The sequence below is a fragment of the Vibrio sp. 10N.247.310.98 genome (assembly GCF_041467395.1).
Lineage (GTDB): Bacteria > Pseudomonadota > Gammaproteobacteria > Enterobacterales > Vibrionaceae > Vibrio > Vibrio crassostreae_C.
Map to the genome: position 1 here is coordinate 63,139 of NZ_JBFSUL010000022.1, position 11,004 is coordinate 74,142.

Genomic DNA, 11,004 nt, shown 5'->3' on the forward strand with positions numbered 1-11,004 from the left:
CATATTTGAGGAGTTCAACAAAACCATTCAATACAAATAGTTAAGGCTCATGGACGTAAATCGACTGGTTATCTTCACCGAATTTTTTGAAACAACGGTATTTGTTCAGTCAATTGAAGACGAGAAGATTGATAAGAAAATCATCTCTTCTTATTTACTACCTTTGAAACGACAAATTTATGTATAAAACCCTCGATAGATGTAAATTAATAGTGAATTATTTTGTTTTTATTTGTTTAATTTACACAATTATCAGTGATTTTGATCACATCTATAATTCCAAACTCATTTTTTGTTTTTCGAATTGATTATCCGACTGCTAATCTCCTGCTCACTTTGAAAAGGTATCAAAGTTATAAATAATAAGGAGTGTTCTAAATGAATACCAAGAAACCTATGTCTCTGACTGGTCGAGTAATCCTCGGTATGGTCGTAGGTATATTAACGGGATTCGCCATTCAATCCCTTTTTGCAGACAACGGATTTGTTAACAACTACATCGTTAACGGACTCTTTGAAGTGGGCGGACAAATCTTTGTCGCCAGTTTAAAAATGCTTGTTGTGCCTCTAGTCTTCGTTTCACTAGTGTGCGGTACAAGTTCTCTTAAAGACTTATCAACTCTTGGCCGTATGGGTGGCAAAACGCTTGCACTTTATATCGGTACTACTGCCGTTGCCATCACTCTAGCATTAACTATCGGTAACCTGTTCCAACCTGGAGCTGGTGCGGATCTTACTGCTGCGAGCTCTTTCAAATCAGCGGATGCCCCTTCTCTGGGCCAAGTAATCATCGACATGTTCCCAACCAACCCTATTCAGGCGATGGCTGAGGGCAAAACGTTACAAGTTATCGTATTTGCAGTGTTGTTTGGTATCGCAATCAGTGCAGCGGGCAAACCCGGTGAACGTATCGCTGCAGTTTTCTCTGATCTAAACGAAGTGATCATGAAGCTAGTTGCGCTACTAATGAACCTTGCTCCTTACGGCGTATTCTTCTTGATGGCGAAACTGTTCTCTGGCCTTGGCTTAGGTGCAATTTGGAACCTAGCAGAATACTTCTTAGTGCTTGCTGGTACCCTGCTGTTGCATGGCTTGGTGACTTACAGTGCGATGCTTAAAGGATTCACAGGTCTTAGTCCGATTACGTTCCTACGTAAGATGGAAGATGCAATCATGTTTGCATTCTCAACAGCATCTTCGAACGCAACAATTCCAGTAACTATGGAAACGGCTAAGAACCGTATGGGCGTAGACAACAAAGTCGCTTCTTTCACAGTACCACTAGGTGCAACTGTGAACATGGACGGCACTGCAATCATGCAAGGTGTTGCGACGGCGTTTATCGCGCAAGCGTACAACATCGACCTTTCAATGGGTGATTACCTAATGGTTATCCTAACGGCGACACTGGCGTCTGTTGGTACTGCAGGTGTCCCTGGTGTTGGTCTTGTTATGCTAGCGATGGTATTGAACCAAGTTGGCCTGCCGCTTGAAGGTATTGCTCTAATCATGGGTGTTGACCGCCTTCTTGATATGATTCGTACCGCTGTAAACATCACAGGTGATAGTGCCGTATCTATCATCGTTGCTAAGTCTGAAGGCGCTCTAGACGAGTCTCGCTTCAACGACCCAGCAGCAGGTGAGAAAGAAGAAGAAGTTAAGCTAGCTCGCCAACATGCATAGTCTCGCTTATCTTATGCTCTTGTCTTCAAGCTCAGGCGTAATTAATGGCTACGCCTAGCCCATACCAAAGCGCATAAAGAAAAACGCCACTGCAGATGCAGTGGCGTTTTTATTGGGCTATGTTTCTAAGCAATATTTCTGAGCAATATTTCTAAGCTATGTTTCTTAGCACGCTTTCAGTCATAGTTATCTATGGAGCAAGACAGGTAACAGCAGGAAGCTAATCAGCGATTGGGAACATTAGATTTACTCTCAATCCCCCACCTTCTCTATTCTCAGCAGTTACATGTCCATTCATCACACCCATCGCTTCTTTAACAATCGCAAGGCCCAGACCGTAGCCACCAGACCGTTTGTCTCTTGCTGATTCAATACGAGTAAACGGGTCGAATATACCTGCAATCTTGTTATCAGGAATACCATCACCGTCATCTTCTACAGATACTACACTGTAACGTCTATCCATTACCTGTTCGTATGTCGTCACGACCACATGAGCGTTCTCACCCGCGTATTTAATGGCATTCCCGACCAAGTTACCAATGACTCGAAGCAGTAGCCTCTCATCAACGTTCACCATTGATATCGGCGTCTCTAGGGAACCAATCAAAGTTTGATTCGGTTTTAAATCGTTTTGCATCTGCGCGATCAACATTGAACAATAGTGCTCAAGGTGCATTAAACTTAACTTGGAGTCATAGCGAGAGGTTTCTAAGCGGCTAAATTCAAGTATCTCACCCACCAGCTTATTCATCTCTTCTGTTTCATTTTCCATTCGTTCTAGCAAACCAATGCTTTTATCATCAACCTTGCTGCGCAGCAGGTGTAGTGCGAGGTTTTGCCTTGCTAATGGTGTTCTTAACTCGTGTGAGACATCACGAATCAAACAACGTTGCTTTTCAGCCAGAGATTTAATCTCAAAGGTCATATAATCAAAATCGTGTGCAAGCTCGTTGAATTCACGCGTGGTGGAGTTCAACTCCGACACCACACTGACCGTGAAGTCACCTTGAGCCAGTCTGCGGCTCGCTTCTCTCAATCTATCCAACGGTTGCTGAAGGCTTTTGGCCATGATAATCGAGAACAGAGACAATACGACCAATGCAATCAATGCTTTAAGCATATAGGAATATGGCGCAAAAGATTTTGCGGGATGAAACTGGTGCGGTAGTTGGATAACCAGTGTTTTACCGTTATCCAGTGGTAGGCCGAAGATCGGCTTACTCACACGATCACTAAGTTGGTGATCTAACGTTCTTAAGTATTTGAGCTTAAATTCAAAATGTGGGTGCATGTGACGATGTGTGATCGGACGATTGTCTTTATCAATGACGAACAGATAATACTGCTGAGCATTACCCCAGTCCGCGAGTTCATCCATGTCCCCTTCTTCAATCAACACATTCGCTTGGTAAGCAAGGTCGAGCATCTCCGCTTTAACCGATTCTGGCACTTTAAGCAGCGCTTTCATCAAGGCTCTTTCTGCGACACCTTGCAGAATCAAAATACTCACCAAAATGACGGTCAGGTAACTGAACAGTTGGAAAGTGAGTCCGTCTTTACGCTTAGCAATAAAATCAGGGCAACGCAGCAGTTTTTTACTCATGCTCCGACCGACTCTAGGTAACTGTAACCTTTACCACGAACGGTTTTTATATGTTGTTTAGACAAACCTGCCTGAACGAGCTTTCTACGTATATTGCTGATATGCATATCTAAATTACGATCGAAGGGACACAATTCTTTCTTGAGTACATGGATTTGCAGATCAGATTTTGAGACGACAATACCGTCATTTTTGACCAAATAATCAAGCAAGTCTTTTTCAGTGCCAGTTAATGGCAAACGAGAGAGTTGTTCACACAAGCCGTGATTAGAGGAAGCTAAAGATTGTCTTTGGCGTTCAAAACCCACTCGGCGCAAGATCACCTTAATACGGGTTAAGAGTTCAGGAACATTGAAAGGTTTAGCGATGTACTGGTCGGCGCCTGCTTGGTAGCCATCGAGCATTGAGGCATCGTCGTTAAGCGCGGTTAGCATAAGAATGGGAGTAGCAAAACGCTGACAAATACGTCTTGCTACTTGAATGCCGCTTAGGTTCGGAAGCATTACATCGAGTAGAACCAAATCGACAGGGTGAGATTGAATAAACTCAAGCGCGGATTCACCGCAATGAACAGTATCAACGTGATACCCCTCATTTTCTAACACTTCACCCAGTAATTCACACAACTGAATATCATCATCAACAACTAAAACGCGAGACATTACACATACCGATAAATAAGAACTGTTTGCATTCTAATTATCGTTATTATTGATTTCAATTATAAAGTGCCCGATTTCCTCTATAGAAGAAAATCTTTTTCAATCGGTACAAATTTTGATGCAGAATCGATAAGATTTTGAGCAGTTAACCCGGGAACACCATACACTTCAACAGGCTTGCCAAAGCGCTCTTTGATTCGCTCTACAAGGATTTCGAAATCACCGTCTCCTGATACCAAAACAATCGTATCAACCGTCTCAGCAAGTTCTATCGCGTCTAACGCAATACCCACATCCCAATCGCCTTTTGCACTGCCATCTCGACGCTGAATAAACGGCTTTAACTTCACATTAAAGCCCACACCACGAAGGATATGATGAAATTGACGCTGCTTTGGATCTTGGCTTGAGATTGCGTAAGCATTAGCTGCAATAACGTTACGCCCTTCCGTGGCAACATACCAAAACTGGTTATAGTCGAAGTTAGAACGGTATTTGTCGCGCGTCGTGTAGTAAACGTTCTGAACGTCGACCAAAATTGCTATGTTTTCCATAAATTCATACCTTTAGATTTTCCGTATACCCTATTCTATTCAATTGTAAAATGCGAGTCGCTTTACTCAATAAAAATGAACCTGCCAGCTATCGTTAACGTAAATCTAATATCTTTAGCGTAAAGCTAAGTGTCTTTACGTAATCCTAACTATGCTTATTGTAAGTGGATTTGTTTTGAGCGTTTCTTAGGTGGTTCTGATCTTCACCTTCTTCTTTACGTAGCGTTCAAATCGTACTCAGGCTTAGAGTTTTTAAAGGGAGGTTGGCAATGCTGCACCGACAAACACACAATTCGATCGTAAGCATCGACACAACCAAAGCGATGCAAACTTTAAATCAACCATCAAACTCTGGTAGCTGGTTTAGTTTGCTTAAACTACTGACCATCAGCACGGTAATAATCATGAGCTTAACCATCAATTCAGTACTCGCCTACCCCGCTTATTCTCACTCAAAGCCTTTGCCACACCGCAGTGTGATTTATTTCGCTCCAAAGGAAGATTCAATCGTTAAAGAGTTTCTGAATGAAGTGTTGCTCAATAACTGTCAATTGGACGAACGAGATGTCGTCATTATGGTTATTGCTGAGAGTGGTTACACAGTCCCAACTTGGTTAGAAGAAGAGTTTAACTTAGAAGCAGTCACCAGTATTTACGAGATCCCGAAAGGATCACATACCGCTGTTTTGATTGGTAAAGACGGGAAAGAGAAGCACCGATGGAGTGGCAAAACAGATTGGAAACAGATCACCAATATCATTGACGAAATGCCGATGCGCCAACAAGAAATGCAGCGACAAGGCAGCCGCTGCAGTATTTGATTCTTGATGGACTCAGTAGTGGCTTAGAGATCCAATTAGAAGGTCAAACGATCAAGCTTGTTTGTTAAACCAAGCAAGTTTTTCATGGAGCTGAGCCACGCTGCCTACAACAATCAGCGCTGGGCTCTTTGCGACGCTCGCAAGGTCAGCTAAATCACGTAACCCACCTCTAAACACCTTTTGTTCTTGGCGTGTACCGTTTTCGATGATCGCAACTGGCATGTCAGCTCGCATACCATTATCGAGTAGATTCTTCTGAATGTTCGGACTCTCTTTCAAGCCCATGTAAAACACGATGGTATGGTTGTGCTGAGCAAGAGATTGCCAGTCAATATCTTCGCCATCTTTCTTCAAGTGACCTGTAATAAACTGCACGCTTTGTGCATGATCACGGTGCGTCAACGGAATGCCCGCATAAGCCGTTGCTCCGGCAGCAGCTGTGATGCCCGGAATCACTTCAAATCTCACGTCATTCTCAGCTAGCGTTTCACACTCTTCACCACCACGACCAAAGATAAACGAGTCACCACCTTTTAGGCGTACTACGTGCTTGTTCTCTTGCGCTTTGGTCACTAATAGTTGGTTGATCTGATCTTGCGGTACACAGTGATGATCAAGCTTTTTGCCCACATACAGCATTTCTGCTTCTGGATTAGCCATCGCCAAAATATCTTTTGATACCAAGCGGTCATAAACCAACACGTCTGCTTGTTGAATCACTCGTGCGGCTTTTAGCGTAAGTAAGTCTGGGTCGCCCGGACCTGCACCTACCAATGAAACAAATCCTTTGTTTACTTCTTTAACATTCGATGGCGATACTTCTGACATGCTTTGCTCCGAAAGTTAGCTTGTTATATTTCAAGCTTAATTCTGTATGACGATTCATCGTTGTATGAATCACCAATATCCCTACTTCTTAGACTATCAGTTGTTGCCATAAAACTTTACGATTAATTCTAATCAAGATAGAAGTTTATATAACAAAACAATCTATTACGTTGGAAAACCCTGACATTTGCACCATCATCAAGCACACATTGCTCGCCTTAGGTGCACGGTTATCAAAGTAGAGAGTGTTAAGATCAAAAAAGCCCCAAATCAACAGCTTGGGGCTTAACACACATTATTAGTTGCTCATTAACCTAGAACTATCTAATTACTTAGCGCCTAGAGAAGGAGCTGTTTTAGCATGAGTTAGGTATAGAGGAACACACGTCATTAATAGACCACCAACGATGTTACCTAGGATTGTTGGGATAAGGTTGAAGTTCAACCATGTCGCGATACCAAAATCAGCGCCAAGAATCATACCTAGTGGGAATAGGAACATGTTTACCACTGTGTGCTCAAATACGAGTGCGAAGAAGATGAAGATTGGGAACCACATCATTGCTACACGGCCAGATACTGTGCGTGCAGTCATGTTGCCAATCACACCTAGACATACCATAAGGTTACAGAAGATACCGCGTACGAAACACGTGATCCATCCGTCCATACCCATGTTTTCAAAACCTAGGCTACGACCTGTAGAAACAGCAATGAACTTTTGAGCAACAGCGTTTGGTTCTAAAGAGAAGTTACCCGTTAGTGATACTGCAACAAGGAAAGCAACAATCAAAGAACCGATAAGGTTACCAAGACCAACAATACCCCAACAACGTAGGATACGACCCCAAGTAATACCTGGGCGGTTGTCGAATTTCGCTAAAGGTGCAAGGCCGAATACGCCAGTTACTAGGTCATAACCCATTACACTTAGAATGACGAAGCCAACTGGGAACACAAGTGCGCCAACAAGGCCAATACCGGTTTGAACCATTGCTGTAATAGCAACAACAACCGCTAGAGAAAGGATGATACCAGCCATAGTGCTTCGAATCAGAAGATCGCGAGTACTTGTTTTCGTTTTCGCTTCACCCACATCAATCATCGTTTGAACGAATTCAGCTGGTTTGTAATCAGGAGACATAAGGTTGTCCTTAAAAAGTTTAAATTAAAAGTTAAAATTGGATAGGAAAAGGCTCTAGTTGCCGAGTTAAGGCAATATCGAGAACTAGAACCCTTGAACTATCAAATCTTACTCATCCGAAGATTAAGCAGAGATTTCTACAGCGCCTTTGGCAACACGAGCTTTGTACGCTTTCACGTTGAAGTTCTCGTCTTCCATGCACACACCTGTTGCTAGGTTAAAGCGTTGCTTCTTAAGTGGGCTTGCTACCCAAAGCTCTTCTTTGTGCTCAACAATCAAACCACGTGATAGCACGTTAGATTGGAAGTATGGGTCTGTGTTGCTAATCGCGAATACTTCTTCAGCCTCAGTTGGGCGGAATACAGCTACTTGCTCACCACCAACCAACGCACAAACACCTGTACCTGGGATAATGTCTTCGATCTTACAAACTTTGGTAAATGCCATGATGTCGTCTCCCCTTAAACAGATTCTACGTGAATGATGTCGCCCTGATGCTTTGAAGTAATGGCTTCAGGGTGTTTCTCAGTGAATGTCGCAGGACGGTGTTGTTCACGGCCATCATCAACAAACACAACGTTTTCATCACGGTCATCAGCATTGATGAAGTGTGCAAAGCGTTTAAGTTGAGCTTCATCGTTGATAGTGTCTGTCCACTCACAAGCAAAGTTATCTACTAGGCCAGCAATGTCAGTTTCAAGTTGGTCATTGATACCAAGCTTGTTGTCTACAATCACTTCACGTAGGTAATCAACACCACCTTCTAGGTTGTCCATCCATACCGAAGTACGTTGTAGCGGAGCAGCCGTGCGGATGTAGAACATCATGAAACGATCGATGTATTTGATCAGCGTTTCTTGGTCTAGGTCGCTTGCCAGTAAGTCTGCGTGGCGAGGCTTCATACCACCGTTACCACACACATACATGTTCCAACCAGCGTCTGTTGCGATAATACCTAAATCTTTACCTTGAGCTTCAGCACACTCACGAGTACAGCCCGACACACCGAACTTCATCTTATGAGGAGTACGGATGCCTTTGTATCGGTTCTCGATCATCACGCCTAGGCCAACTGAATCTTGAACGCCGTAGCGACACCAAGTCGAACCTACACATGTCTTAGCCATACGAAGTGCTTTTGCGTAAGCTTGACCCGTTTCGTAACCCGCAGCGATTAACTTCTTCCAGATAGCTGGTAAGTCATCTTTCTGAGCACCGAACAGGCCGATACGTTGTGCACCAGTGATCTTGGTGTACAGGTTGTATTCTGCAGCAACATCAGCAAGTACGCTTAGTGCTTGAGGTGTTACTTCACCACCCGCCATACGAGGGATTACAGAGTAAGTACCGTCTTTTTGCATGTTACCTAGGAAGTTGTCGTTGGTATCGTGCAGCTTCACTAATTCAGGCTTAAGGATGTGTTCACCCCAGCAAGAAGCAAGGATAGAACCTGCTAGAGGCTTACATACTTCACAGCCGTAGCCTTTACCGTATTTCTCTAATAGCTCATCGAACGTTTTGATTTCTTCGATGCGAATTAGGTGGAAAAGCTCTTGGCGAGAGTATGCAAAGTGCTCACACACGTCGTTCTTCACTTCAACACCAGCTTTAGCAAGTTCAGCGTTTAGTACTGAAGTCACTAGTGGAATACAACCACCACAACCAGTACCTGCGCCTGTTACTGCTTTGATATCACCGATTGTGTGGTGACCTTCAGCAACCGCTTGAGCGATCTTGCCTTTAGTCACATCGAAACAAGAACAGATAACAGCAGACTCAGGAAGAGAATCCGCGCCAAGTGTTGGCTTTTCAGCACCAGCATGAGCAGGAAGAATCAATGCATCTGGGTGTTCTGGTAGGTCGATTTCGTTCAGCATAAGCTGTAGAAGATCACCGTAGTCAGACGTGTCGCCAACCATTACTGCACCAAGCAGCTTCTTGTTGTCTTCAGAAACGATTAGACGCTTGTAAACTTCTTGTTCTTCGTTTTGGTAAACGTAGCTCTTACAGCCAGGAGTACGACCGTTCGCATCGCCGATAGAGCCTACTTTCACGCCCAAAAGCTTAAGCTTCGCAGACATGTCAGCACCTTCAAATGTGCTTTCGTTACCAACAACGTGGTCAACCGCTACCGTTGCCATTTTGTAACCAGGAGCCACTAGGCCGTAGAACGTTTGGTTCCAAGACGCACACTCACCGATTGCGTAGATGTCTTTGTCTGTCGTTTGACAGTGATCATTAATCTCGATACCGCCACGTGGTGCAATACCCAGCCCCATTTGACGAGCAAGTTTGTCTTGTGGGCGAATACCAGCAGAGAATACGATGAAATCAGTTTCTAGCTCTGTACCGTCTGCAAAGCGCATTACGTTACGAGCTTCAGTGCCTTCAGGAGCAATCTCAAGCGTGTTCTTACTTGTATGTACGTTAACGCCCATACGTTCGATTTTTTGACGAAGTTGGTTACCACCCGCTTGGTCAAGCTGCTCAGCCATTAGCTTTGGAGCAAACTCAACAACGTGCGTGGTTACACCAAGAGCTTTTAGTGCGCCTGCAGCTTCAAGACCAAGCAAACCACCACCAACAACCACACCAGATTTAGAATTCTTAGCGGTTGCTTCGATAGCTTTCAAGTCTTCGATTGTGCGGTAAACGAAACAGTCTTTACCTTCGTTACCTTTGATTGGCGGAACGAATGGGTATGAACCTGTAGCAAGGATTAGCTTGTCGTATTGAATTTCACGACCAGTACTTGAGTAAACTGTTTTCTTTTCACGGTTAACGTTAATAGCACGCTCACCGATCAGCATGTTGATGCCGTGTTTCTCGTAGAAGCCTTCTTTAACTAAAGAAAGTTCGTCCGCAGTATGGTGTGAAAAGTAAGAAGAAAGGTGTACACGATCATAGGCTACGCGAGGCTCTTCACAGAAGACTGTGATGTCCATGTTAGCAACGTCTGTCTTCTCGACTAAATCTTCGATATAGCGATGGCCGACCATCCCGTTACCGATTACGACTAGCTTCATCTTGCTCATAAGAATTCCTGAAGGTTATATATTTCTTAACTGAGCGAATAATGAATTATGAAAGAAAATGAAAATATGATGTAAATCAATTACGAAATCGAACTACCCTAAAGGGGTAGGACAAAAGAGGTAGATCTGCTGATTTATCATACGAAGTAAACGAATAACCGTAGGTTTAATAAGGTTTAGCGGGGTTTTATATACACTTTCGTGCAGTAAATAAGATGTTGTAAAGTTTCACAATAGGTTAGCAGCAACACAAGTAAATGACAATCATTTTCATTTGTGGTCATAATAAGTGTAATAACTCATGAAAGCGTTACAGGATCATGAGCAACTATGTATAAATATGAAGAATTTAATGACGCAAAAGACAGTCGCCCTTTTCCATTCCCCACTCATTCCACTCACAAACGGCGCAATTGGTTAACAGATGCTGTTGGTTGTTTAGCAAATGATAGGTTTACATAAGGAAAAGACCGGCACAAAAGTGATCTGATATAGCTTGTTCCTAGTGGTGCTACTGATTAGAGAGCATACGTGGAAGTTTGAACATAGCATGAGGGTTTAGAATTTCAGATAGCAAAAAGGCCAGCATTTCTGCTGGCCTTTCAACTTTGAATAGTGGAGGCGCCTCCCGGAGTCGAACCGAGGTCCACGGATTTGCAATCCGCTGCATA

9 protein-coding genes are annotated in these 11,004 nt (G+C 43.5%); 2 read left to right on the forward strand and 7 right to left on the reverse strand.

The window, feature by feature from the left end:
• The first annotated feature begins 378 nt into the window (after window positions 1-378).
• Window positions 379-1,683, forward strand: coding sequence for a dicarboxylate/amino acid:cation symporter (locus tag AB6E78_RS11185; RefSeq protein ID WP_136978244.1), 1,305 nt, complete (start codon window positions 379-381; stop codon window positions 1,681-1,683).
• A gap of 220 nt (window positions 1,684-1,903) precedes the next feature.
• On the opposite strand, the gene AB6E78_RS11190 is transcribed toward AB6E78_RS11185, so the two are convergent.
• From AB6E78_RS11190 to AB6E78_RS11200, 3 genes are all read right to left on the reverse strand, one after another.
• Entirely contained in the window at window positions 1,904-3,289 is a 1,386-nt protein-coding gene (locus tag AB6E78_RS11190) for a histidine kinase sensor domain-containing protein (RefSeq protein WP_372133461.1), read from the reverse strand.
• The gene (locus AB6E78_RS11195; RefSeq protein ID WP_017062555.1) at window positions 3,286-3,951 is read right to left on the reverse strand and encodes a response regulator transcription factor; all 666 of its coding nucleotides are present in this window, start codon (window positions 3,949-3,951) and stop codon (window positions 3,286-3,288) included. Before AB6E78_RS11195 ends, AB6E78_RS11190 begins: the two co-directional genes overlap by 4 nt.
• Window positions 3,952-4,031: 80 nt before the next feature.
• Entirely contained in the window at window positions 4,032-4,505 is a 474-nt protein-coding gene (locus tag AB6E78_RS11200; RefSeq protein ID WP_010429860.1) for an NYN domain-containing protein, read from the reverse strand.
• A 323-nt stretch (window positions 4,506-4,828) separates the two neighbouring features.
• Here AB6E78_RS11200 and AB6E78_RS11205 point away from each other — a divergent pair, with 323 nt between their 5' ends.
• Entirely contained in the window at window positions 4,829-5,326 is a 498-nt protein-coding gene (locus AB6E78_RS11205; RefSeq protein ID WP_050546503.1) for a DUF4174 domain-containing protein, read from the forward strand.
• Window positions 5,327-5,377: 51 nt separating this feature from the next.
• Here AB6E78_RS11205 and cobA read toward each other — a convergent pair whose 3' ends face one another.
• The 4 genes from cobA to nirB form a co-directional block, all read right to left on the reverse strand.
• On the reverse strand, window positions 5,378-6,154 hold the full coding sequence (gene cobA, locus AB6E78_RS11210) for a uroporphyrinogen-III C-methyltransferase (protein WP_372072932.1): 777 nt from the start codon (window positions 6,152-6,154) through the stop codon (window positions 5,378-5,380).
• Window positions 6,155-6,482: 328 nt separating this feature from the next.
• A complete protein-coding gene (locus tag AB6E78_RS11215; RefSeq protein WP_017062558.1) occupies window positions 6,483-7,298 on the reverse strand; it encodes a formate/nitrite transporter family protein in 816 nt (271 codons plus the stop codon).
• 123 nt (window positions 7,299-7,421) lie between these two features.
• Window positions 7,422-7,745 (reverse strand): nitrite reductase small subunit NirD, encoded by a 324-nt coding sequence (gene nirD, locus AB6E78_RS11220; RefSeq protein WP_372072930.1) that lies wholly within the window; start codon window positions 7,743-7,745, stop codon window positions 7,422-7,424.
• Between the two features lie 14 nt (window positions 7,746-7,759).
• Window positions 7,760-10,333 carry a nitrite reductase large subunit NirB gene (gene nirB, locus AB6E78_RS11225; protein WP_017071488.1) on the reverse strand — a complete coding sequence of 858 codons (2,574 nt, stop codon included), beginning with the start codon at window positions 10,331-10,333 and terminating at the stop codon, window positions 7,760-7,762.
• Window positions 10,334-11,004 lie beyond the last annotated feature (671 nt).

Coding starts and splice junctions, on each gene's coding strand:
- AB6E78_RS11200 (WP_010429860.1), bottom strand. CDS start 4,505: ATGGAAAACATAGCAATTTTGGTCGACGTTCAGAACGTTTACTACACG.
- AB6E78_RS11185 (WP_136978244.1), top strand. CDS start 379: ATGAATACCAAGAAACCTATGTCTCTGACTGGTCGAGTAATCCTCGGT.
- AB6E78_RS11195 (WP_017062555.1), bottom strand. CDS start 3,951: ATGTCTCGCGTTTTAGTTGTTGATGATGATATTCAGTTGTGTGAATTA.
- AB6E78_RS11215 (WP_017062558.1), bottom strand. CDS start 7,298: ATGTCTCCTGATTACAAACCAGCTGAATTCGTTCAAACGATGATTGAT.
- cobA (WP_372072932.1), bottom strand. CDS start 6,154: ATGTCAGAAGTATCGCCATCGAATGTTAAAGAAGTAAACAAAGGATTT.
- AB6E78_RS11190 (WP_372133461.1), bottom strand. CDS start 3,289: ATGAGTAAAAAACTGCTGCGTTGCCCTGATTTTATTGCTAAGCGTAAA.
- nirB (WP_017071488.1), bottom strand. CDS start 10,333: ATGAGCAAGATGAAGCTAGTCGTAATCGGTAACGGGATGGTCGGCCAT.
- AB6E78_RS11205 (WP_050546503.1), top strand. CDS start 4,829: ATGCAAACTTTAAATCAACCATCAAACTCTGGTAGCTGGTTTAGTTTG.
- nirD (WP_372072930.1), bottom strand. CDS start 7,745: ATGGCATTTACCAAAGTTTGTAAGATCGAAGACATTATCCCAGGTACA.